Annotated in this window: 20 protein-coding genes and 1 tRNA gene; 13 read left to right on the forward strand and 8 right to left on the reverse strand. The window is 34.9% G+C overall.

What is annotated here, in order from left to right; translation table 11 throughout:
- Positions 1 to 2 precede the first annotated feature (2 nt).
- From KCG49_RS07985 to KCG49_RS07995, 3 genes are all read left to right on the forward strand, one after another.
- On the forward strand, positions 3 to 239 hold the full coding sequence (locus tag KCG49_RS07985) for a hypothetical protein (protein ID WP_218545686.1): 237 nt from the start codon (positions 3 to 5) through the stop codon (positions 237 to 239).
- 4 nt (positions 240 to 243) lie between these two features.
- Positions 244 to 915 carry a head GIN domain-containing protein gene (locus tag KCG49_RS07990; RefSeq protein WP_218545687.1) on the forward strand — a complete coding sequence of 224 codons (672 nt, stop codon included), beginning with the start codon at positions 244 to 246 and terminating at the stop codon, positions 913 to 915.
- A gap of 115 nt (positions 916 to 1,030) precedes the next feature.
- Complete coding sequence (locus KCG49_RS07995) at positions 1,031 to 1,720, forward strand: LysE family translocator (RefSeq protein ID WP_218545688.1); 690 nt, start codon at positions 1,031 to 1,033, stop codon at positions 1,718 to 1,720.
- Positions 1,721 to 2,125: 405 nt separating this feature from the next.
- Here KCG49_RS07995 and KCG49_RS08000 read toward each other — a convergent pair whose 3' ends face one another.
- From KCG49_RS08000 to KCG49_RS08015, 4 genes are all read right to left on the reverse strand, one after another.
- Positions 2,126 to 3,196, reverse strand: a complete 1,071-nt coding sequence (locus KCG49_RS08000; protein ID WP_218545690.1) for a phage tail-like protein — start codon at positions 3,194 to 3,196, stop codon at positions 2,126 to 2,128.
- Positions 3,197 to 3,564: 368 nt separating this feature from the next.
- Positions 3,565 to 3,635: transfer RNA gene (locus tag KCG49_RS08005), tRNA-Cys, on the reverse strand.
- A 50-nt stretch (positions 3,636 to 3,685) separates the two neighbouring features.
- Positions 3,686 to 4,048, reverse strand: coding sequence for a dihydroneopterin aldolase (gene folB / locus KCG49_RS08010; protein ID WP_218545691.1), 363 nt, complete (start codon positions 4,046 to 4,048; stop codon positions 3,686 to 3,688).
- A 63-nt stretch (positions 4,049 to 4,111) separates the two neighbouring features.
- Positions 4,112 to 4,312, reverse strand: coding sequence for a zinc ribbon domain-containing protein (locus KCG49_RS08015; protein WP_218545692.1), 201 nt, complete (start codon positions 4,310 to 4,312; stop codon positions 4,112 to 4,114).
- Between the two features lie 148 nt (positions 4,313 to 4,460).
- Here KCG49_RS08015 and KCG49_RS08020 point away from each other — a divergent pair, with 148 nt between their 5' ends.
- Entirely contained in the window at positions 4,461 to 6,467 is a 2,007-nt protein-coding gene (locus KCG49_RS08020) for a glutamine--tRNA ligase/YqeY domain fusion protein (RefSeq protein ID WP_218545693.1), read from the forward strand.
- Positions 6,468 to 6,573: 106 nt separating this feature from the next.
- Complete coding sequence (locus KCG49_RS08025; RefSeq protein WP_369680353.1) at positions 6,574 to 7,044, forward strand: DUF1761 domain-containing protein; 471 nt, start codon at positions 6,574 to 6,576, stop codon at positions 7,042 to 7,044.
- Positions 7,045 to 7,147: 103 nt separating this feature from the next.
- On the opposite strand, the gene KCG49_RS08030 is transcribed toward KCG49_RS08025, so the two are convergent.
- Complete coding sequence (locus tag KCG49_RS08030) at positions 7,148 to 8,086, reverse strand: SPFH domain-containing protein (RefSeq protein ID WP_218545695.1); 939 nt, start codon at positions 8,084 to 8,086, stop codon at positions 7,148 to 7,150.
- An 83-nt stretch (positions 8,087 to 8,169) separates the two neighbouring features.
- On the opposite strand from KCG49_RS08030, the gene KCG49_RS08035 reads away from it, so the two are divergent.
- Positions 8,170 to 8,850: a hypothetical protein gene (locus KCG49_RS08035; protein WP_218545696.1), complete on the forward strand. Its 681-nt coding sequence runs from the start codon at positions 8,170 to 8,172 to the stop codon at positions 8,848 to 8,850.
- On the opposite strand, the gene gltX is transcribed toward KCG49_RS08035, so the two are convergent.
- A complete protein-coding gene (gene gltX, locus KCG49_RS08040) occupies positions 8,847 to 10,415 on the reverse strand; it encodes a glutamate--tRNA ligase (RefSeq protein WP_218545697.1) in 1,569 nt (522 codons plus the stop codon). The two genes, KCG49_RS08035 and gltX, sit on opposite strands and share 4 nt — an antisense overlap.
- Positions 10,416 to 10,556: 141 nt before the next feature.
- Here gltX and KCG49_RS08045 point away from each other — a divergent pair, with 141 nt between their 5' ends.
- Positions 10,557 to 10,916 carry an immunity 22 family protein gene (locus tag KCG49_RS08045; protein ID WP_218545698.1) on the forward strand — a complete coding sequence of 120 codons (360 nt, stop codon included), beginning with the start codon at positions 10,557 to 10,559 and terminating at the stop codon, positions 10,914 to 10,916.
- On the opposite strand, the gene KCG49_RS08050 is transcribed toward KCG49_RS08045, so the two are convergent.
- Positions 10,913 to 11,956, reverse strand: coding sequence for an alkane 1-monooxygenase (locus tag KCG49_RS08050; protein ID WP_218545699.1), 1,044 nt, complete (start codon positions 11,954 to 11,956; stop codon positions 10,913 to 10,915). The two genes, KCG49_RS08045 and KCG49_RS08050, sit on opposite strands and share 4 nt — an antisense overlap.
- 465 nt (positions 11,957 to 12,421) lie before the next feature.
- Here KCG49_RS08050 and KCG49_RS08055 point away from each other — a divergent pair, with 465 nt between their 5' ends.
- The 6 genes from KCG49_RS08055 to KCG49_RS08080 all read left to right on the forward strand — a co-directional run bounded on the left by KCG49_RS08055 (position 12,422) and on the right by KCG49_RS08080 (position 21,564).
- A complete protein-coding gene (locus KCG49_RS08055) occupies positions 12,422 to 16,021 on the forward strand; it encodes a DUF4175 family protein (RefSeq protein WP_218545701.1) in 3,600 nt (1,199 codons plus the stop codon).
- A gap of 14 nt (positions 16,022 to 16,035) precedes the next feature.
- Positions 16,036 to 17,448, forward strand: coding sequence for a hypothetical protein (locus tag KCG49_RS08060; protein ID WP_218545702.1), 1,413 nt, complete (start codon positions 16,036 to 16,038; stop codon positions 17,446 to 17,448).
- Positions 17,441 to 17,848, forward strand: coding sequence for an rRNA maturation RNase YbeY (gene ybeY / locus KCG49_RS08065; protein WP_218545703.1), 408 nt, complete (start codon positions 17,441 to 17,443; stop codon positions 17,846 to 17,848). Before KCG49_RS08060 ends, ybeY begins: the two co-directional genes overlap by 8 nt.
- A gap of 86 nt (positions 17,849 to 17,934) precedes the next feature.
- On the forward strand, positions 17,935 to 19,806 hold the full coding sequence (mnmG, locus tag KCG49_RS08070; protein ID WP_218545704.1) for a tRNA uridine-5-carboxymethylaminomethyl(34) synthesis enzyme MnmG: 1,872 nt from the start codon (positions 17,935 to 17,937) through the stop codon (positions 19,804 to 19,806).
- Between the two features lie 80 nt (positions 19,807 to 19,886).
- Positions 19,887 to 20,759, forward strand: coding sequence for a class I SAM-dependent methyltransferase (locus KCG49_RS08075; RefSeq protein WP_218545705.1), 873 nt, complete (start codon positions 19,887 to 19,889; stop codon positions 20,757 to 20,759).
- A 214-nt stretch (positions 20,760 to 20,973) separates the two neighbouring features.
- Positions 20,974 to 21,564: an OmpH/Skp family outer membrane protein gene (locus tag KCG49_RS08080; RefSeq protein WP_218545706.1), complete on the forward strand. Its 591-nt coding sequence runs from the start codon at positions 20,974 to 20,976 to the stop codon at positions 21,562 to 21,564.
- A 31-nt stretch (positions 21,565 to 21,595) separates the two neighbouring features.
- Here the strand turns inward: KCG49_RS08080 and KCG49_RS08085 are convergent, their stop codons facing one another.
- Positions 21,596 to 22,753, reverse strand: a complete 1,158-nt coding sequence (locus KCG49_RS08085) for a DNA polymerase III subunit (RefSeq protein ID WP_218545707.1) — start codon at positions 22,751 to 22,753, stop codon at positions 21,596 to 21,598.
- Between the last annotated feature and the right edge of the window lie 138 nt (positions 22,754 to 22,891).

The raw sequence follows: 22,891 nt of genomic DNA on the forward strand, positions 1-22,891 counted from the left end.
TTATGAAAACAAGTACTAAAGCAGGTCTATACGTTTTTCTTATTTTTCTCGTTATTTATCTCATAGTTAGATTTATACTTCAAATCATTTTCAGTGATATAAACATTTATTTGCTTTCGGCCATATCAGCTGCAATAACAGTAGTTTTATCACCCCAAAGACGAATAATTAAAAAACAATCTGGAGAAGAAATTCAGCTTAAATGGTTATTCAGTAAAAAAGTAATTATCTTAAAATAGCATCATGAAAAAAGTCGTTTTTATTCTAATTTTATTGGTAGGATCTATAACCAATGCACAAGAAACCATTGAAAAAACAATTGGTGAGTTTAAAACTGTAAAAGTCTATGATTTAATAAATCTTAAAATGATGAAATCCAATGAAAACAAAGTAGTCATATCGGGAGAAAATCGTAAAGATGTAGATATAGTTAATAAAAACGGAAAACTTAAAATAAGAATGAGCCTAGAGGAAAGCTACGACGGAAATGATACAATGGTTATTCTTTATTATACTTCAGTGGATGTTATTGATGCTAATGAAGGATCTCAAGTAGTTGTAAATAAGCTTATTGAACAGTTTGAAATTGACTTAAAAACCCAAGAAGGTGCAGAAATCACAGCAGAGATAAAAACAACCTATGCTAATTTTAGAGCGGTTACAGGTGGAATAATCAATGTTACGGGGAATTCCAAAAATCAAGATATTTCCATTTACACGGGAGGTATTTTTAATGGCGAACATTTTATCACAGAACAAACAGAAGTTTCTATAAACGCAGCAGGAGAAGCTTATATTAATGCTACAGAATATGTAGATGTTAGAGTAAAAGCTGGAGGAGATGTTTTTATTTATGGAGAACCAAAAATAGTTGACGAAAACCGAGTTCTTGGTGGCAGAATAAAACGTATGTAGTTAGCTTAAGCCAAACTAGTAAATACATTTCGAAAACCTCGAAGGGTTTTCAAATTAAAATTATGGAGTAATTTCCTATTAGATTTTGTTACATTTGTGTAAACTGCAAGTTTACATGTTTGATGACATATTAACAGCCATTCCTTTTGGGATTATCTTAGCTTTTACCATTGGCCCAGTATTTTTTGTACTTTTAGAAACCAGTGCAACAAAGGGGTTTACAAGTGCGTTGATTTTTGATCTAGGGGTTATTTTAGCAGATGTTATCTTTATTCTTTTAATCTTTAAAAGCACAGACACACTTTTAGATAAAATAAAAGACGATCCTAAGCTTTTGGTTTTCGGTGGTGTTTTACTTGTAATTTATGGTATTATAAGTTTTATTAAAACATCAAAATCTTTCCGATCTATCGTTAGGGAACACCATAGAATACAACTTCCAAAAAAGGATTATGGCAAGCTTTTTATGAAAGGCTTTTTACTCAATTTCATCAACATTGGTGTGCTTTTGGGTTGGCTTGGCTTTATTGTTATTGGCACATCCATAACAACGTCTAAAAATGGGGTTTCTATTTTTATAACGACTATGTTAATATCTTATTTTGTATGTGATCTTTTTAAAATAGCAGCAGCAAAACGTCTTAAAAGCAAACTTACTCCCAGACGAATATTCAAAACCAAGAAAATAGTTGCTTTGGTCATTTTAGGTTTTGGAATTTTGCTATTGTCACAAGGCCTTTTTCCTGATTTATATGAAAAAGGAAAAGAGCAGATTGATAAGGTAAATCCTCTTCAAAAAGACTAGCCATATATAAAATACTTATGCTAGGTTAAAAATAAGAATTAACGCAGTTGTTGTTTTAATTGTTTGAGCATAATTTTGGTGTAGAAGCTAATTTAAGAATACGAGTTCAATTAATATTTTTAACTAACTCATTTATCATAAATACAACTCGTTTTAGACAGGAATTTCTGCAAGGTTTTTTGACAACTTGTGGGTATAGCATGAGCTACCAATATTAGCTCATTATTAATCTGACACAGATTAGAAATTGCATTATTAAGGAGATGCTCACTAAAATGCATATTTTCAATCTAATTGAAAAACAAAGCAGGAGATCCAAATTAAGGAAATCCTGCTTTTGAGTTATTTTATTTACTGGATACAAACAGTTTAAAAAATAACAATAGATAACATTATAGTTTTAATTTATCGGGTAACAGAAATAGACCCACCAGTTACTGTAAAGTGACCATAGCCTTCCATAATATAAAAGTGAGTAGTGTATTTGTTTTTCCAAACCGCAACTCCTTGAACGGTTATTTGCTGATTAGCATCCAAACCAAAGTTGTTGCCCGGATCTGTATCTGAGGCAATTGCAAGTGCCATGGCATTATTTGGTCTTGCCCAGTTACCAGCAAATAGGTAAGACATTGCATTATCAGCAGCTGATGCAACAGCCTCCGTAAGTGAACCTGACACTACATATTTATCATCTGGAAATGGCGTTGAGAAATCTATTCTAAACACCCCCTGGCTCATTCGCTTAACTCTCGATATTCCTTTTGCAGCAAATAAGTTTTGTAATGATCCATTCGCAGTTATACCACTACCAGACGTACCATCAAAACTAACTTGGGCATATTGTGAAATTGCTTCAGGAGTACCCTGACCAACAGTTGCATTACAAGATTGACCACCAGCACTTACAGAAAATGTCGTAGTTACTGGGCTACTTACTGTAGGTGTACCAGTAACTGAGTAGACTAAATTACCTGACCCGAAATCAAAATTATCCTCAGCCAAAGTTGCCGTTAACCCATTTATAGGACCAATGGTATCAGCCCCGTAAACGCCTCCGTTACCACCGCTGTAAGGAATAGTTAAAGTACCATTATAACTATTACCCGCTGTATAACTAGCAGGCTCTAATTTTGCCCCTGCGCAGTCTAATACACTAACAGTACCTGGCTGTAAAGAGTTAACTACGAAACTTAACCATTCTGAACCATTCCAGTAAAAATAACCAACAGAAGAAAGTCCTGCGGTTCCTAAATTATAAATTAATAAGCCCGTAGCAGGTGAAGGGATTGTAGTTGTATCCGTATTTGATGTTAAGGCTACTTGAGGTCCTAAAAACCCTTTTTTTCCATTAGCTGGTAATGAAGAAGCATCTAAGTGCAACATTGCTGAAGGATCTGGTGCGTCTGTACCAATTCCTGTTTGTGCATTTCCAAACATAAAAGATAACAAAACTAATGTTAGGATTAATTTTTTCATATTCTTAAATTTTTTAATTTTTGTTAAAAAACATATTTATTTTTTAATAAAACAAGATTAATACAAGAAAAGTTACATTAATTAACTGTTAATCTAAAAAGTGTGTATTTGGACGGTTTTGTTGCTTTTAAATATCATTAATAATAAGTCATTGAGATACTTGTTTTGAAAGTAATATCTTTCAAAAAAACGCTTTAATAGCACATTGTTTAGATCATTTCCCTCTAAAAAAGTGGCTCTTATTTATAACTTTATGTGATGCTGTAGTAGGTTTAAAATGTAGTTAGTTTAAAGTCCTTTTAATATTTGTAAACAAACCTATCATATTTATAAAACAAAAAAAGAGACACTATAAAGCATCTCTTTTGAGGTGTCGAGCGGATTCGAACCGCTGTAGATGGTGTTGCAGACCACTGCCTAGCCACTCGGCCACGACACCTTATTGCGAGGGCAAATATATAAATTATATACGTTTTACCCTATATAGGCTTACTTTTTTCGTTTCTGGGATAATTTTATGGTTACCTTTTCCACATCCCCACCTATTGGAGGGTTAATTTTACTTACCGAAACTGAAGCTTTAGAAATTAATTTATCCTCATTAAAAAATCGGTTTAAAATACGTTGAGCTACAGTTTCAAGTAGTTTTGAAGGCATTGCCATTTCTTCTCTAACGACTTTATTTAAAAACACGTAGTCAACGGTATCACTGAGCTCATCTGATTTTGAAGAATTTCTTAAATTAGCTTTAACCACGACGTCAACCCGATAATCACTACCAATAATAGTCTCTTCTTTTAAGCATCCATGATGTGCAAATACACGAATATTTTCGACTTTAATTATTCCCATAATACAAAAATACACTAAAGACTTGATTCCAGACTCTAAGAATCAAGCTAACTAAAGCTTAAATTAATTTGTAAACAAATCAAAGATATTACTCAGTGCACTTGTTTTCGCTTTAAAGAATTCTGTGTAATAACATTTTTTACAAGTAACAGAAGTAAATTTTTTATTTTGAATATCAAATATTTTAGATAATCTTCCTCCAGTGGCTCTCATCTCGCCAATTTCGTAAGTGGTGTTGTGGCATTTTGGGCATTTATAATTCATTACAATTTGTATTTTTAGGTTCATACTATAAGTATAAAATGCTATATAAATGTTACAATTTGCTTAGTTTTGTAAGTCGAATTAGTGATTACTTGTTTAGGCAATTTTCTGCCCAATATCTAAAACCTAATTCTTAACATCCTTTAACATGTCAGAAGAAACAAAATCACTCAATTTTATTGAGCATATTATAGAAGAAGATTTAGCAAATGGGTTGTCTAAAGACAAACTGCGTTTCCGATTTCCACCAGAACCTAACGGCTATCTGCATATTGGACATACCAAAGCTATAGGTATTAGTTTTGGTTTAGGAGAGAAATATAGTGCACCCGTAAATCTTCGTTTTGATGATACAAATCCGGCGAAAGAAGAGCAAGAATATGTAGATGCCATAAAACAAGATATTGCATGGTTGGGCTATCAATGGGAAAATGAATTATATTCTTCGGATTATTTCGATACGCTTTACGAATGGGCCATTAAAATGATTAAGGACGGCAAGGCTTATGTTGATAGCCAATCGTCCGAAGCCATGGCCGAGCAAAAAGGAACACCGACACAACCTGGAACTAATAGTCCGTTTAGGGATAGAAGTGTAGAGGAGAACCTAGACTTATTTCAACGTATGAAGTCTGGCGAGTTTGAAGCTGGCACACATGTATTGCGTGCTAAAATTGATATGGAAGATCCCAATATGTTGATGCGCGATCCGATAATGTACAGAATTTTATATGCACACCACCATAGAACAGGAGACGAATGGTGCATTTACCCTATGTACGATTGGACACATGGGGAAAGCGACTATATAGAGCAGGTTTCACATTCGTTATGCTCATTAGAATTTAAGCCACACAGAAAGCTATATAATTGGTTTAGGGACCATGTTTACGAATACAATAAGAACAAACTGCCCTTACCACCAAAACAACGCGAATTTGCACGCTTAAATCTTAGTTACACCATAATGAGCAAGCGTAAATTATTACGTTTAGTTGAAGAAGGAATCGTGTCGGGTTGGGACGACCCGCGTATGCCAACCATTTCAGGACTACGCAGAAGAGGCTATACTCCAAATTCCATACGTCAGTTTATTGAAAAAGTTGGTGTCGCTAAGCGCGAAAATATAATTGACGTGTCATTGTTGGAATTTTGTATTCGTGAGGATTTAAACAAAACTGCAAATCGGGTGATGGCAGTGTTGAATCCAGTAAAAGTGGTGATTACCAATTATCCTGAAAATAAGGAAGAATGGCTCGAAGCCGAAAATAATCAGGAAGATGCTTCCGCAGGTTATAGAAAAGTGCCATTTTCTAGAGAAATATATATTGAAAAAGAAGACTTTAAAGAAGAAGCGGGTAACAAGTTTTTTAGGTTAACATTGGGAGGTGAAGTTCGGCTTAAAAATGCCTATATCATCAAAGCTAATGATATTGTGAAAGCTACAAATGGTGACATCACAGAAATTCATTGCACCTATGACACAGACACCGCTAAGAAAGTAAAGGGCACTTTGCATTGGGTATCCATAAAGCATGCCATAAAAGCTGAAATAAGAGCATACGACCGTTTATTTATGCACGAAGCGCCAGACAGTGATAAGGATAAAGATTTTATGGAATTTTTGAACCCTAATTCATTAAAAGTAACGACAGGCTATTTAGAACCAAGTTTGTCTAATGCAAAAGCAGGTGAACGATTTCAGTTTCAACGTATAGGTTATTTTGTGGTTGACAAAGATTCTTCTAAGGAGACGTTAGTGTTTAACAAAACTGTTGGATTACGAGATAGTTGGGCAAAACAAAGGCCTAAGCCACAGAACAACAACCAAAACAAACCGAAACAGCCACAGCAGAAACGATCGGCAATTAGTATAGTTCAACAATTGGGTAAAAAGTACACTAATTATCCCGAAGAAAAGCAAGCGAAAGCCAAAGCCGAAATTCAAGAGCTTGCAAAAGATATTTCTTATAACGAATTAGAGCCGCTATTTAGCACTGCTGTTAAAAAAGCAGGCACACGTATAGCAGTAATGATTTCGTTGAAACAATTGCTTAAAAATGGCTTAGAACGTAATGAGGCTATTGATGAGTTTATAAATAAAGCTTTAGAGGATAAAAATGAACTATTAGTAAAAGAAGCTAGTGAAATATAGATTTTTATTAACGTTTTTAAAACCATATAAAACCTCTGAGTAATTAACTTAGAGGTTTTTTTGTACTTTTAAAACATACTAACTATAAAATCAATACAATATGGAAATGAATTTTTTAGCAATTGTGGTCGCTGCAATTGTGCCTTTGGTAATTGGAGCTATTTGGTATAACCCAAAAGTATTAGGAACAGCTTGGATGAAAGCCTCCGGTATGACTGAAGAAAAAATGAAAGGAGCAAACATGGGCGTTATATTTGGTGTAACTTTAGTGTTATCCTTTTTGTTAGCAATGACCGTAAACGGAATGGTAATTCATCAGATTTCGGCATCACAGATAGTATATCCAAACATGGAAGCCGAAACCTACAAAGCGTTTATGGCAGAATTTGGAAATGCACATCGTAATTTTCGTCATGGAGCACTTCATGGAGCAATAGGTGCCATATTTTTTGTATTACCGGTTTTAGGAATAAATGCACTTTTTGAAAGAAAAGGTTGGAAATACATCCTAATCAACGTAGGTTATTGGGTTGTTACCTTAGCAATAATGGGGTCCATTCTCTGCGGCTGGAAATAAGCTACTTATTAAAAAACCCGAAGAATTTAACTTCGGGTTTTTTAATTCAGTTTATTAATCTATTTTTCAGTGTTAAAAACACTTCAATTTTATTCTTTAAGACTTATTCCTCACCTTTCTTTTTATTATTACTTGCAGCATTTTTCATAGCCTCACCAATCTGGTTACTAGCCGTAAAACTTGCGACCATATCATTTAGCATATTACTTCCTGCTTGTGGGGAATTTGGTAACAAAATTAAGTTACTGTTGGTTTCTCCACCGATAGCCTGTAAAGTATCGTAATGTTGAGTTACAACAATTAGTGCCGAAGCTTCTTGGGAATTAATACCTACTTTGTTCAACACTTCTACAGACTCTTCAAGCCCACGAGCAATTTCACGTCTTTGATCGGCAATGCCCTGACCTTGCAGACGCTTACTTTCGGCTTCTGCCTTCGCTTTTTCTACAATAAGAATACGTGCAGCATCACCTTCAAACTGTGCAGCAATCTTCTCACGCTCAGAGGCATTAATTCGGTTCATAGCTGCTTTAACTTGAGAATCTGGGTCTATATCAGTTACAAGTGTTTTAATGATATCGTAACCATATTCTATCATAGCATCGTTAAGCTCAGCTTTTACGGCAATAGCAATATCATCTTTACGAACAAAAACGTCATCTAATTTCATTTTCGGAACTTCAGCACGTACCACATCAAACACATAAGAGGTGATTTGGTCGTGTGGGTAATCTAACTTGTAAAAAGCGTCATATACCTTGTCACGAATCACTTTATACTGAACTGAAACCTTTAAACGCACAAACACATCATCAAGCGTTTTGGTTTCTATAATAACATCTAACTGTTGAATTTTAAGACTTAATTTTCCGGCAATACGATCCACCAATGGTATTTTTAGTTGTAAACCAGAATGACGAATACTTTGAAACTTTCCAAAACGCTCTATAATAGCAGCCGTTTGCTGTTTTACAATAAAGAATGCAGAAATTAAAACGATTAATCCGAAGAATATAATCGGAATGAAAATAAATTGACCCATAAGACGTTTTTTAGGTTAAAAAATAAGAGATACTAAATGTAAATAATTTTACTTAGGTTTGCCCCAATCAGCTATAAAATCGCATGAAAAAAGCAAAATACCTCTTATTAGTAGCTATTTGTATGACTTTTGTTACACTTAGCCATGCACAGCACAAGCGTTACAGTATAAAAAACGGTATTGGCATACAAGGGGGAATTACCCAATTCGATATTATTACAGATAATTTTGAGACTAAAAAGAGCACAGGATATATAGGTGGTTTAACGGCATCTGTTGATATTCCACATAAGTGGTATAATGTGAGCTATAACATTCAGCTCTCCGAAAACAATATCGATATAGCGGCTTTTTCATTGACAAATCCAACGAAAGAGTTTATAGAATACAAGATGCTTACCGCTCAAATATCTTTTTTACTTCACGCTAAACTTATTGGTAACAATTTGACTTTAGATGTTGGACCAATGTTGCAATACAATAGTGATTTAGAATTAAAAGATGACTCTAATGAAGGCTTAATTGTATCAAATTACGATACCTTACTTACGGAAGACATCACGGATATTTCTAACTTCAATGTGAATGGTGCTGCTGGTCTATCTGTTGGCTTTGGAGCTTTTAGATTAAGAGCGCAATACATTTATGGTTTCACCAATATTTTCGGAAATTTAAATGATGAAGACCTTAACATTGGCACTAACGACAAAAAATTTAAAGGCAATCAGTCTATGCTTGCTTTTAGTGCTATAATTACGTTTTAAGTAATTGTTTTCAGAGCTTCAATACGCTTAATGGTTTCTGCCTTTCCGATCATAAATATTATATCAAAAACATCAGGCCCTTGTAAGGCACCAACTAAAGCTAAACGCAAAGGCATCATTACTTTACCAAACCCAATGTCATTAGCGGTTATCCAACCTTTAATATTGGTTTGAAGGTTTTCGACCGTAAAATCGTCTATAGTGTTTACAAGTTCAGCAACCTTGTTAAGAATGTCAGCTGTTCCTTCTTTTAAAGCTTTTTTTGATGCTTTTTCGTCATAATCAGTGGGCGCTATAAAGAAGAAATGACTTAATTCCCATAAATCGCTAACGAAAGTAGCACGTTCTTTAATTAATCCAATCACTAGCGCTATATAATTTATATCAATGTCATTTCGAGTTGAACGAGAAATCTCATCAGATTCTACGCTGTCGCTCTGAATGACATCTAATTTTTGTTCTAAAATAGGTTTGAATTCGTGTGCCAAATCTAAATCCAGCTGTTGTTGCATATAGTGTTGGTTGAACCAATCCGCTTTTTTAATATCAAAACGTGCCCCTGCTTTATTGATTCGCTCTAAATCAAAATCGCTTATAAGCTGATCTAGGTTAAACATTTCTTGTTCAGTACCAGGGTTCCAACCCAAGAACGCTAGGAAGTTAATAACAGCTTCAGGGAAGTAGCCTTCGTCTTTGAATCCCATATATAGCTGATCCTCCTTCTCATCATTCCATTCCATTGGGAAAACAGGAAAACCAAATTTAGCACCATCACGTTTACTTAATTTCCCCTTTCCTGTTGGTTTTAGGATTAATGGTAAATGCGCAAAAGCCGGAGCCTCCCATTCAAATGAACGATATAACAAATAATGTAGCGCCAAGGATGGCAACCACTCTTCACCACGAATGACATGTGTGATCTGCATTAAGTGGTCATCTACTATATTAGCTAGATGATAGGTTGGCATACCATCACTTTTAAATAATACTTTATCATCTAAAATATTGGTATCAATCTTTACATCACCACGAACAATATCTATTAAATGTAAAGTTTCATCTTGTGGAGATTTGTAACGAATAACGTACGGTTCACCGGCATCCAATTTAGCCTGCACCTCTTCTGCGGATAGCGATAATGAGTTGGTTAGCTTTAAACGATTGTGCCAATTATAAATAAATGTCTTTCCTTTAGCCTCGTGGTCTTTACGATGTCCATCCAAAGCTTCCGGAGTATCAAAGGCGTAATAGGCGTGACCTTTATCTACGAGTTGATCCGCATATTGCTTATATAAATGTTTGCGTTCGCTCTGTCTGTATGGACCAAACTTTTCATTTTTTCCAGGGCCTTCGTCAAAAGGAATACCGCACCAATTTAAGGCTTCTACAATATAATCTTCAGCACCTTCCACATAACGATTTTGATCAGTATCTTCAATTCTAAGCACAAAATCACCACCATGTTTTTTAGCAAACAAATAGTTGAATAATGCGGTCCTTACACCACCAATATGTAAAGGGCCTGTTGGACTTGGTGCAAAACGCACACGTACTTTTTGACTCATTTTTTTATCTCTTGTCAGGCTGAGCGCAGTCGAAGCCTAAAATTAAAGCGCAAAGATAGTTTGATAAGATTTCTGAACAAAGAAAATAAGAACTCTATAATTAAACAGAAAAGTTAATTATAAATTTGACAAAACTTTTATATGGAAGAAGACGGAAGGGTTTCTACATGGGCAGGGACTTTTAATAATGAAATTGAACTTACGAACTACATGGAAGAGATTTTTGATGATGAAGGTGATTCAACGTCTCAATTTATGACAGATTTTCAAATAGATTATATAGACCCACAGTTTCAAGAAGTTGATTTCAATAATTATGAAACGCCTTTTACAGAAAAACTAAAAGGCTTCTCGTATATAAACTCTTTTATTGAAAAACTTGAGAAATATAAAGTTAGCTGTAACGCAATAGTATGCCTTTATAGTTTTGAATATCATAAATCAACCAAAGATTTACACAGGCTTCAATATATTGGATGTTTTGATTATAAAGAAAACTAAGAAACAATCATTTCCTTAGGCACGCGCTTATTCATAATCTTAAACCAAAGTGGCGGAATCATAGAAAGCACCATGGAGGTAGGATAACCATAAGGCATTTGCGGACTTTCGTCATGGCAGTCTAAAATTTGGTATTTCTTAGAAGACTTATAATGATGATCACTATGTCTGGTGAGCTCATATAACACAATGCGCCCAATAACGTGGTTAGAATTCCAAGAGTGCATTTCCTTAACACGTTCGTAACGACCAGACTTAGTCTTTAAGCGCAATAAGCCATAATGTTCAATATAATTCACCGTTTCGAGCAAAATAAAACCAACTATTCCAGAGAAAAAAGCAAACCATAATGCGGTTGTCCCTAAAGCAGACACAATCAATACCAAATAACTTATTTGAAAAACGGTATACCAAAGCATGTCGTTCTTAATCGAGAAAAAGGATAGGGTATTATTCTTTAACAATTTCATTTGAATATTCCAAGCATTAAAATACTGTCTAATGGTTGAAGTGAACCAAAATGAATACACAGATTGATTGTATCTCGCTGTTGCTGGATCTTCAGGTGTTGCAGCATGTAAATGATGGCCAAAATTATGTTCAATATAAAAGTGCATGTAGAACGATGGTAAAAGCAAAGCCTTGCCAATAAAACGTTCTTTTGTGGTTTGTCTGTGGCCTAACTCATGAGCCACATTGATACCATTAACCCCAAGAACAATCCCAATAGAAAAGATTAACCCAACAAACTCATAGGTTTCAAAGGCACGATTGGAAACCAAAACCAAAGCACACAAGACCAACCCAAAAACTATAGGTAAATTAAGGTATAACAACCAATCAAAGAGTTTGCGTTTTAACTTACTATCGGCTTCTTCAGGTTGAATATTGTCTGTATCAACAGGAAAAATCAATTCTAAAATAGGAATACACACAAAGGCAAAAACTGGTGTTGCCCAAACCCAATAGCCTCTAAAAGACAGCCCAAGAAAAGCTATTACTGGAATAGAAAATGCCGCTAAATATTTAAGATCTTTCATCAAAAAACTTGTTTTTTATTCCCGCGAAAGCGGGAACCTGTTAAAGTTATATGTTATTTAACACACAATTCTTCTAAATTAACAGAATCTTACCAAATTTAAAGAATTGACAATTAAAATAAAATTGTAGATTAGTCAGTTGTTAGTGGTGGTGGGTTTTGAGTTTATGAGTTTTGAGCCATTGATTTTTAACCTTGAATTATAATTGTGGGTTAAATGTTGAATGAATTCCCAAAACACTACCGCACTTGAAGTTTCGACAAAGTCGGAAATAACGATTTTCAGAAATAATGAGCAAATCACACGATTTGAAAGCCAAAACAGGGATTAAAGTTTATTGCTCTGTTCGGACAAAGATTATTCAATTTGTGGAGAATGGTGCTTTAGCAATTTACTAACAAATCGTTTTGATTTTTTGATTCGTTTTGTATCGAGACAAAATGAACAAAGAGAAAACAAAAATAAATGAGCAATTTCGAAACCATAAAAAACAAGTTACAAGAGTTCATTAAAAAGTACTACACCAATGAACTACTAAAGGGAGCAATACTATTTTTCGCTATAGGCTTGTTATACCTTATAGTAACTTTATTGGTAGAATACATGCTATGGCTTAACCCAACGGCCAGAACTGTTCTGTTTTGGACATTCATTGCTGTTGAACTTGGGTTGTTTATTAAGTTTATTGCTATTCCGCTATTGCACTTATTCAATCTACGAAAGGGCATCAATTACGAAACCGCATCAAAACTTATCGGAAACCATTTTCCTGAGGTTAATGATAAATTATTAAATGTCTTACAGCTTAATCAGAATCCCGCTCAGTCGGACTTATTGATTGCCAGTATAGAACAGAAATCACAAGAATTACAGCCTATCCCGTTTAAATCGGCGATTAATTTTAAATCCAATACCAAATACTTAAAGTATGCCGCAATTCCGATTGCAATATTGCTTTTATCATTCTTAACGGGAAAAATCAATTGGTTTAGTGATAGTTATGAGCGAGTGGTGAATTATAAAACCGCTTATGAACCGCCAGCACCATTTCAATTTTTTGTGCTGAATGAATCGCTTCAGGCCATTGAGGGCAAGGACTTTAAATTAAAAGTGTCTACAGCTGGGGATGTTATTCCCGAGAATGCACAGATTCAGTTTAATGGACAATCCTACTATTTACAACAATTGGCGCCAGGCGAGTTCCAATACACGTTTAATTTACCAAAAGAAACTATAGAATTTACACTTTCGGCTAATGATGTCAACTCTAAACCGTACCAATTGGAGGTGGTTAATACACCAAATTTGGTGAATTTTGAAATGGCACTAGATTATCCTTCGTATACCAGAAAGCAGGATGAGGTACTTAAAAGTACAGGTTCTGCTGTGATTCCTGAAGGCACAAAAGTCACATGGAGAGCACTCACCAAATCTACAAGCAAAGTCAATATCTACTCTAATGACACCCTAAGCTTTACACAAAATGAAGATGGAAAGTTTGAAGCCACAAAGCGTCTCTACAGAAATTATAACTACAGCATATCCACAAGTAACGATAAGCTTAAAGATTACGAAAATTTAGCTTATAGCATAAGTGTTGTTAAAGACTTAAGTCCAGAATTAGACATTAAGGTTCAAAAAGATTCTATTGACCAGCAGAGCCTTTATTTCTATGGACAGGCAAGTGACGATTTTGGATTAACAAAGTTGAATTTGGTGTATTATCCGGTTGACGATGAAGCGAATAAAGTTGTTGAACCTATTTCTATTTCAAAATCAAATTTCAGTGAGTTTGTAAGTGCGTTTCCAAATCAGTTTAATTTGGAAGAAGGAGTAAGTTATCAATTGTATTTTGAAGTGTTTGATAATGACGCACTTCACAATTACAAACGTACAAAAAGTAGCGTGTTTAGCTATAGAAAGCGCACAAAAGAAGAAGAAGAACAAAAGCAATTACAAGAGCAAAACGAAACCATTAAAGATATTGGTAAAACGTTTGAAAAGCTTCAGGAACAAGATAAAAAGCTCGAAGAATTTTCTAAAACCCAAAAAGAAAAACAGCAACTCAACTTTAATGATAAGAAGAAGTTTGAAGACTTTTTAAAACGTCAGAAGCAGCAGGAGCAGTTGATGAAAAACTTCAACAAAAAACTACAGGATAATCTCAAAGAATTCCAAGAAGAGAAGAAAGAAGACCAGTTTAAAGAGGATTTAAAAGAACGTCTAAAAGAGAATGAAGAGCAGCTTAAAAAAGACGAGAAGCTTTTAGAAGAGCTAGAGGAATTAAAGGATAAGATCAATAAAGAAGAATTCACGCAAAAACTTGAAGAACTTGCAAAGCAAAATAAAAACAAGAAACGTAGCATGAAACAGCTCTTAGAGCTGACAAAGCGTTTCTATGTAATGAAGAAGGCCGAAAAAATTGCGAATCAACTAGAAGATTTATCAAAAAAGCAAGAAGAGCTTTCAAACAAGGACAAAGAGAACACCAAAGAAAAGCAAGACGAATTAAATAAAGAATTTGAAAAGCTACAAAAGGATATCGAAGATTTAAAACAAGAAGATAGACGGCTTCAAAAGCCAATGAAAATTCCTGTGGATGAGTTTTTGGAAGATGGTGTAAAGTTTGACCAAAAAGAAGCAAAAGAAGCCCTAGAAAAGAAGGCGCAAAGCGAAGAAGAACAAAAACCACAAGAAGCCCAAGAGCAACAGCAAAAGGCTCAGGAAAAGCAAAAAAAGGCCGCAAACAAGATGAAGCAAATGAGCGAAAAGATGATGCAGATGATGTCTGGCGGTGGTGGCGGAGGCAACCAAATGACTGAAGATATTGATATGCTTCGTCAGATTTTAGAAAATTTGTTGCTCTATTCCTTTGACCAAGAAGCGTTGATGAACACATTTGAAAGTATTGATGTGAACAATAATAAATATGGAAAGTATATTATTGAGCAAAGCAATCTCAGGGAGCATTTTGAGCACATTGACGATAGTTTGTTTGCATTGTCCTTGCGTCAGCCAAAAATTTCAGAGAAAGTCAACTCTCAGATCACAGAGGTTTATTTTAATATAGATAAAGCATTGGGGCAACTGACGGAGAACAGAATATACCAAGGAGTCTCATCCCAACAATATGCGATTACAGCTAGTAATGAATTGGCAAGCTTCTTAAGCGATGTGTTAGACAATATGGAAATGTCTATGAATCCCTCGCCAGGTTCTGGTGGTGGTGGCGATCAACAACTTCCGGATATTATCATGAAGCAGGAAGAATTGAATAAGCAAATGGAAGAAGGAGTTAAGAAGCAGGAAGAAGGCAAATCGGGAGAGGAAGGAAAAGAAGGCGAAGGAGAAAAACCAGGTGAAGACGGTAAAGATGGAAAAGAGAGTGAAGGAAAACAACCAGGCGAACAAGGTCAGAAAGGGCAAGAAGGCGAAAGCGGACAGAGTGGAGAAAATGGTAAGTCTGGCGAACAACAAGGCGAAGGTGGAGAAGGAGGACAAAATGGTGAAAATGGCAATCAGAATGGAGAAGGTAATCAAGATGGTAATAGTAAAGATGGAAAAGGGGGAAAGAACGGAAAAGATGGTAAAAATGGGGGAGATGGAACGGACGGTGAAGGCGAAAAGAATGACGGTTATGGTGAAGGAGGAAGTGAAGAACAAAATGCCGAATTATTTAAAATCTATCAGCAGCAACAGCAATTAAGACAAGCCTTAGAAGACCGTTTGGCTAAGGAGGGAAAGATAGAATCCGCGGGACAATTGATAAAGCAGATGGAAGAGGTTGAACTCGATTTGTTAAACTACGGTTTCACCAATCAAACACTTCAAAAGATGATGGATTTACAACATCAGTTGTTAAAACTTGAAAATGCGACTTTTATGCAAGGTCAAGACACCAAACGAGAATCTGAAACCAATACAAAGGAATTTGACAAGGCAAACCCCAATCAAATCCCTACAGCTAAACAATACTTTAATACCACCGAAATATTAAACCGGCAAGCCCTACCTTTGCAAAATCATTTTAAGAAGAAGATTCAAGAGTACTTTAAAAATAACTAAAACCTACAATATTTATGAAAACAATGTATACACTGGCCAGTGTTCTATTTCTGTTTATAACCAACCCAACAGCAAAAACGTCTAAAGACATTAGATTAGACAAAAAGTATAAAGTTGAAAGCACATTTTCGGGCAATACTTTAGGAGACGATAGCTTCCACTTAATTATCGCAAAAAACACATCATCTAAGGCTTACGACATTATTCCTTACCACTATAAAAATGGAGAAACAATACAATTAAAGCCTGTGTCATTTGCCAAAGAGCCTAATGTGTTATCATTTCATAATAATGAAGGCACTTTATCTTTAATCACAAAATCAAAAGAAGGAAAGTCAGAAAAGATACGAGTTGTCGATATTGACTTGGCCACAGGGGAGAGTAAAAAATCTGATAGTTTTTCAGCAGACGATTTTAAGGCAGTAATCAGAGAAAAAGATAAAAACATTTTACTTTATGCCGAAAAGGAATCCATTATATTGGTTAATGCCATAGGTACAGAATCTATAGAGACTGTTGAGGTTAAGCCAAGCGATGGAGCTCAAGAGTTTTTTAAATCACTTTCTAATAGCAATGTAGATGCAATTAATGCAAGTGAGTTTGTAAAAAACGGTTCTATAAAAGATTTTAGAGCCTATTTTGATGGTGGAGTGCTAACATTAACCCAAGAAGATTCTAAAGAAGGGGCAACAAGTGTTGTTCAAATTCCAGTAGTAAATAATAGTAAATCAATGGCAAATGTTGAAACGCTTAAAAACACTTCATTGAACGGTAAGATTAAAAAAAGCACCTCTTACTTTTCAAACGACAAACTATATCAACTAAAGTTAAAAAAAGATGAAGCCAAACTAGATATATTTGATATGAGTACAGTGACCAAAACAACAATAGACCTCTTAAACGAAGCATTTAAGAATGCGGTTTCTGATAAAAACAGTGCTGAAAAGTTTATAAAAAATGCTTCAAAAAATGCTAACGCACCAACTGTTACAATCAATAAAGCAGCAAAAGGTGGAGCCAAGGTAAGGTTTGACTATGTTAACAAAAACAGTTATAATTATCGTTATAACTGGTGGTGGCATCACCAATGGATGATGCAACAGATTATGTGGCAACAGCAGCAACAAATGCAAATGCACATGCGAGCATCAGGATTTGGGCCCAACGTTGTCGAAGACGTGTTTTTCGTTAAGGATGAAGAGAGTCATTTTGAAATCGGATTAGACGTAAACGGAAATATAACCAACCCAGAAGATTTAGAAACAATACATAAAGATATAGACAAGAAAAGTTATATTAATGACTTAGACGAAAACAAAAAATATAAACACTCCTCAACAGTCTTTACAGATAATAATTTTAGATACATAGCATACGATAAAAAATCTAAAACATTTGTAATTATAGACAAGGCTCTAAATGATTAGTTTTAACTACGAAACCAATTTTAAAATTAATAATCCTGAAAAGGCAACTTTATGGATTACAAACGCCATAAGTGAAGAAAAGTGTAAGCTGGGTGAGATTAATTACATCTTTTGCTCAGACAATTATTTGCACAAGATTAATGTTCAGTTCTTAAATCACGACACACTTACAGATATTATTAGTTTCGATTACTCAGTAGGAAAGGAACTACACGGGGATATTTATATTTCTGTTGACCGTGTTAAAGAAAATGCTTCTGAATATGATGTGAAATTTGAAGACGAATTGGCTCGTGTCCTCATTCATGGTGTTTTGCATTATTGTGGCTATAAAGACAAATCAGATAAGGAAGCCAAGTTAATGCGAAGCAAGGAAGATTACTACCTAAACAAGCGCTAGTGAAAATCACTATTTCAGTGTATCTTTGCACGCTGAAAATTTTAGATATTTAATGATGTTCCACGTGGAACAATAAGAATAGAATTATGTTTAACGAGGTTTACGATGTTATTGTAGTTGGTGCTGGTCATGCTGGTAGTGAAGCTGCTGCTGCTGCTGCCAATATGGGAAGCAAAACGTTGCTAATAACAATGAATCTTCAGAACATAGCACAGATGTCTTGTAATCCTGCTATGGGTGGTATTGCCAAAGGGCAAATTGTAAGAGAGATTGATGCACTTGGAGGTTATAGCGGTATTGTTTCCGACACGTCGGCAATTCAATTCAAAATGCTTAACAAATCAAAAGGCCCCGCAATGTGGAGTCCCAGAGTGCAATCCGACAGAATGCGTTTTGCCGAAGATTGGAGATTGCTTTTGGAGAATACACCAAATCTTGATTTCTACCAAGAAATGGTTTCTGGGTTACTTATAGAAAAGGATAAAATTGTTGGGGTAAAAACATCTTTAGGGATAGAGGTAAAAGCCAAAACTGTTGTTTTAACTAATGGAACCTTCTTAAATGGTTTAATTCATATCGGAGATAAAAACTTTGGAGGAGGAAGAGCAGGCGAAAGAGCTGCAACAGGAATTACAGAAGAGCTTATAGAAATGGGTTTTGATTCTGGTAGAATGAAAACGGGAACGCCACCAAGAGTTGATGGAAGATCTTTAGATTATTCTGTAATGATCGAACAGCCAGGAGATGAAAACCCAGAAAAGTTTTCTTATATAGATGTTACCAAACCGCTTAAAGAGCAACGTTCTTGTCATATGACTTATACAAGTCCAGAAGTACACGATTTGCTTCGTGAGGGTTTTGACCGTTCTCCAATGTTTAATGGCAGAATAAAAAGTGTGGGCCCTAGATATTGTCCTTCAATTGAGGATAAAATCAATCGCTTTGCTGATAAAGATAGGCATCAATTATTTGTGGAGCCAGAAGGTTGGAATACCGTTGAGGTTTATGTAAATGGCTTCTCAACATCTTTACCAGAAGATGTTCAATTCAATGCGCTTAAATCTGTAAAAGGTTTTGAAAACGTAAAATTTTTCAGACCAGGCTATGCTATTGAATACGATTATTTTCCACCAACACAACTAAAGCATACTCTTGAAACGAAATTAGTAGATGGTTTGTTTTTTGCCGGACAAATTAATGGGACTACTGGATATGAAGAAGCGGCTTCCCAAGGCCTAATGGCAGGTATAAATGCGAGCCTTAAAGTTCAGGAAAAAGACGCTTTTACTCTAAAGCGTGACGAAGCTTACATAGGCGTTTTAATAGATGATCTTATCACTAAAGGCACAGAAGAGCCATACCGCATGTTTACATCGCGAGCGGAATATAGAACATTGTTGAGACAGGATAATGCAGATTTCAGGTTGACACCCAAAGGCTATGAATTGGGACTGGCTTCTGAAAAACGATTAAAAAGAATGGAAGAAAAACAATCAAAATCTGATGCTTTTGTTCAGTTTTTTAAAGACACAAGTGTAAAGCCAGATGAGATAAACCCTGTTTTAGAATCTAAGAATTCGGCAAAAGTGAAACAGCAGGATAAGATGTTTAAGTTATATGCCCGGCCAAATATCACCATAGAAGACATGCGTAAAGTGCATTCTGTGGACGAATATATTACAGCGAATAATTTGGATGCTGAGATTATTGAGCAAACAGAAATACAGGTAAAATACGCAGGCTATATAGAGAAAGAAAAGAACAATGCAGACAAATTGAACCGTCTCGAAAACGTAAAGATTCCATCAAACTTTGATTACTCCAAGCTTAAGTCCATGAGTATGGAGGCAAGACAAAAGCTTACTGAAATTCAACCCGTCACTATATCCCAAGCATCAAGAATTAGTGGGGTTTCGCCCAATGATGTTTCGGTTTTGTTGGTGTATTTAGGAAGGTAGATTAAAATGTTCCACGTGGAACATTTTAATCTGAAAATAAAAAAAGCCATCATTCTTAATTTAGCCCGTAGTCTAATTAAATGAATAACAAACCAACATACCTCCACGTAAAAGACCATTCTGTTTCAGGTGAAGAGTTTCAGTTATTGTACAATGACGAATTGGATATGCTGGAAACCTATCCGCAACCAAAGTCTGAAAAACTTTCAGAATATTATAAAAGTGAAGACTACATTTCACATACGGATACCAAACGAAATCTTTTAGAAAAAGTCTATCACGTAGTTCGTGTCATTTCTTTAAAGCGAAAAATGAAACTGATCAATTCATTTGTTCTAAAAAGTTCAACAGCCAATAAAAGAACGCTTTTAGATATTGGATGTGGAACAGGCGATTTTTTAGAAACCGCACAAAAAGATAATTGGCAAATATCAGGAATAGAGCCCAACAAAAATGCAAGGCAAATTGCAAACTCAAAAACCAACAATTCTGTTTTTGAAATAGAACATTTAGCCAATCTTAAAGCAAACAGTTTTGATGTTATTACACTTTGGCACGTATTAGAGCATTTACCAAATTTAGAAATGCATACAAATGTGTTTAAGCATCTTTTAAAACCAAATGGCACTTTGGTCATTGCGGTTCCAAATTTTAAAAGTTATGATGCAGAGTATTACAAAAACTTTTGGGCGGCTTATGATGTGCCAAGACACCTCTGGCACTTTTCTAAAACTTCTATTAAAGAGCTTTTCAAAAAAGAAAATATGGTGTTAATGAAAACTTTACCGATGACTTTTGATTCTTATTATGTCTGTTTACTTTCTGAAAAATATAGATCAGGATTTATGAATCCGATTAAAGCATTTTGGATAGGTTGGCGTTCAAACTTAAAAGCAAAACGCACCAAAGAGTATTCTTCTCACATATATGTATTAAAACATCAAAATTCTTAATTCAAATACACAGGTTTAATCAATATTGCTTCAAATGCAATATTACAAGGATTGAAAAAGAAAAGGGCTTAAAACGCTTTATTTTGATTTATTTTCGATAAATTTTTAAAATAACGTAAGCAACTAAACATAGATTTTTTCTATAGTTAAAAAATTAGTTAAATCACAAGCTAACTTTTATACATTTGCAAAAATTAAATTTGAACATATAATCATGAAAAAAATAATTTTAGCCTTAATCGTCGTAGTATCATTTTCATCTTGTCAAGATCAAGAAAAAGTCGCATTTATTGATAATGGAAAAGTAATTAATGACTACCAAATGAAAATTGATCTTGAAGAAGAATATAAGGTAAAAGACGAAGCCTTTAAAAAGAGAACGGATAGTATAGGTAAAGCGTTTCAAATCGAAGCTCAGGCGTTTCAGATGGCATCATCAAAAATGTCTAAAAAAGCACAACAAGAAAAGTACCAGGAGCTCGGACAAAAACAACAAGTTTTACAACAGCAGATTCAGTACGAGCAGCAAATTATCCAGCAAGCATTTAATACTGAGATGGATTCTGTAATATTAAAAGTTAATGACTTTGTAGAAGATTACGGGAAAAGTAATGGGTATACATTTATTCTTGGAAAAAATCAAGCGGGTAGTGTAATGTATGGAGAGGAAACAAAAGATATTACTGAAGCTGTTACAAAAGCTATTAATGAGAGTTACGGAAAAAACGATGACACTAAAAAGGAAGATGCAAATTCAGATGAAAATAAAGATGAAGCAAAAGCTGAGTCAAGCTCTGAAGAATAAAACACTTGCACAACATTAACGATAGCCGAGCTTATGCTTGGCTTTTTTTATGCAATAACCTTGTTAATTTAATGGACAAATCCGTAAGAATAATCTTTGAATTTCCGTTGCGCTCAATATGATAAATAGCGTTTTGTAGTTCGTCTGAAATCTCTAAAATATTAAAATCGTGAACAAAGGGAGCAAATTTTTCGAGTTTAAAACTTTCTACTGTGGGTTCAATGTAAACCAAGGCATCAGCTTTGTAATTAAGTAACAGTGCTTGCCTAAAATAATTCAAACAAAAGGCTAAAAATTTCTTTTGGGTTTCACGCCCCGTTTTTGCAATTTCTTCTGACCACGAAATTAAATCGTGTATGGCACTTTTATTCCCTTTGGCTTTAAATGCAGATCTTACCCAAAGGATAAACCATTTTTCAAATTGAATATCTTCACTATCTTGATAGATGAGGTCACAAGCTTTATTGAAGTTTCCATTAGCTTGATGCGCAATTTTTTTGGCAACAGCAGTTTCAACATGGTATTTTGCTACTAGGGCATCAGCAATAGACTTTTCGGCTAAAGGGGGAAAATGAAGCACTTGGCAACGCGATCTAATGGTATTTATAAGCTGTTCTTCATCTTCTGCAATAAGAAGAAATATCGTCTTTTCTGGCGGTTCCTCAATAAGCTTAAGAAGTTTATTAGCTGCAGCGGTATTCATCTTTTCGGCCATCCATATAATCATCACTTTATAACCGCCCTCGTAAGCCTTGAGCGTCAGTGATTTTACAATCTCATGAGCCTCGTCTACACCAATTTGCCCTTGTTTATTGTCAACGCCAAGTAATTTGTACCAATCAAACAGATTACCATAGGGTTGTTGGTTAAGAAGTTGTCGCCATTCTTCTAAATAAAAATTAGAAACGGGCTTACTTTTTACTTTATCACTTGTTGTAACCGGAAAAGCAAAGTGTAAATCGGGATGCGAAAAGTTTTTAAACTTTAAATTACACGAGTCGTTACCACCAGTATTTTCGCCGTTGGAGTTGCCACAAAGTATATATTGTGCATAAGCCAGAGCCATTGGCAATGTACCAGAACCTTCTGGGCCAACAAACAACTGTGCGTGTGCAATTCTGCCTGCATCAACGCTAGTTGTAAGATGATTTTTAATATGCGTTTGCCCTAAAACGTCAGAAAATAACATATCGCAAAACTATGCAATATTTTACCGTTACAAAACTTTACACCTAGAGATTGATATTTGTTATAATTTTAAAATGGCAATGGGTTTCTGTTTGCCAAATGCCCATTATGGGCTTATATTTGTTTTTCAAAAATTTAA

The organism is Winogradskyella luteola (assembly GCF_019203985.1).
Taxonomy (GTDB): domain Bacteria; phylum Bacteroidota; class Bacteroidia; order Flavobacteriales; family Flavobacteriaceae; genus Winogradskyella; species Winogradskyella luteola.

What these genes read in the sequence shown, in the direction of transcription:
- KCG49_RS07985 (WP_218545686.1), top strand. Translation starts at nt 3, where the DNA reads ATGAAAACAAGTACTAAAGCAGGTCTATACGTTTTTCTTATTTTTCTC.
- KCG49_RS07990 (WP_218545687.1), top strand. Translation starts at nt 244, where the DNA reads ATGAAAAAAGTCGTTTTTATTCTAATTTTATTGGTAGGATCTATAACC.
- KCG49_RS07995 (WP_218545688.1), top strand. Translation starts at nt 1,031, where the DNA reads ATGTTTGATGACATATTAACAGCCATTCCTTTTGGGATTATCTTAGCT.
- KCG49_RS08000 (WP_218545690.1), bottom strand. Translation starts at nt 3,196, where the DNA reads ATGAAAAAATTAATCCTAACATTAGTTTTGTTATCTTTTATGTTTGGA.
- folB (WP_218545691.1), bottom strand. Translation starts at nt 4,048, where the DNA reads ATGGGAATAATTAAAGTCGAAAATATTCGTGTATTTGCACATCATGGA.
- KCG49_RS08015 (WP_218545692.1), bottom strand. Translation starts at nt 4,312, where the DNA reads ATGAATTATAAATGCCCAAAATGCCACAACACCACTTACGAAATTGGC.
- KCG49_RS08020 (WP_218545693.1), top strand. Translation starts at nt 4,461, where the DNA reads ATGTCAGAAGAAACAAAATCACTCAATTTTATTGAGCATATTATAGAA.
- KCG49_RS08025 (WP_369680353.1), top strand. Translation starts at nt 6,574, where the DNA reads ATGAATTTTTTAGCAATTGTGGTCGCTGCAATTGTGCCTTTGGTAATT.
- KCG49_RS08030 (WP_218545695.1), bottom strand. Translation starts at nt 8,086, where the DNA reads ATGGGTCAATTTATTTTCATTCCGATTATATTCTTCGGATTAATCGTT.
- KCG49_RS08035 (WP_218545696.1), top strand. Translation starts at nt 8,170, where the DNA reads ATGAAAAAAGCAAAATACCTCTTATTAGTAGCTATTTGTATGACTTTT.
- gltX (WP_218545697.1), bottom strand. Translation starts at nt 10,415, where the DNA reads ATGAGTCAAAAAGTACGTGTGCGTTTTGCACCAAGTCCAACAGGCCCT.
- KCG49_RS08045 (WP_218545698.1), top strand. Translation starts at nt 10,557, where the DNA reads ATGGAAGAAGACGGAAGGGTTTCTACATGGGCAGGGACTTTTAATAAT.
- KCG49_RS08050 (WP_218545699.1), bottom strand. Translation starts at nt 11,956, where the DNA reads ATGAAAGATCTTAAATATTTAGCGGCATTTTCTATTCCAGTAATAGCT.
- KCG49_RS08055 (WP_218545701.1), top strand. Translation starts at nt 12,422, where the DNA reads ATGAGCAATTTCGAAACCATAAAAAACAAGTTACAAGAGTTCATTAAA.
- KCG49_RS08060 (WP_218545702.1), top strand. Translation starts at nt 16,036, where the DNA reads ATGAAAACAATGTATACACTGGCCAGTGTTCTATTTCTGTTTATAACC.
- ybeY (WP_218545703.1), top strand. Translation starts at nt 17,441, where the DNA reads ATGATTAGTTTTAACTACGAAACCAATTTTAAAATTAATAATCCTGAA.
- mnmG (WP_218545704.1), top strand. Translation starts at nt 17,935, where the DNA reads ATGTTTAACGAGGTTTACGATGTTATTGTAGTTGGTGCTGGTCATGCT.
- KCG49_RS08075 (WP_218545705.1), top strand. Translation starts at nt 19,887, where the DNA reads ATGAATAACAAACCAACATACCTCCACGTAAAAGACCATTCTGTTTCA.
- KCG49_RS08080 (WP_218545706.1), top strand. Translation starts at nt 20,974, where the DNA reads ATGAAAAAAATAATTTTAGCCTTAATCGTCGTAGTATCATTTTCATCT.
- KCG49_RS08085 (WP_218545707.1), bottom strand. Translation starts at nt 22,753, where the DNA reads ATGTTATTTTCTGACGTTTTAGGGCAAACGCATATTAAAAATCATCTT.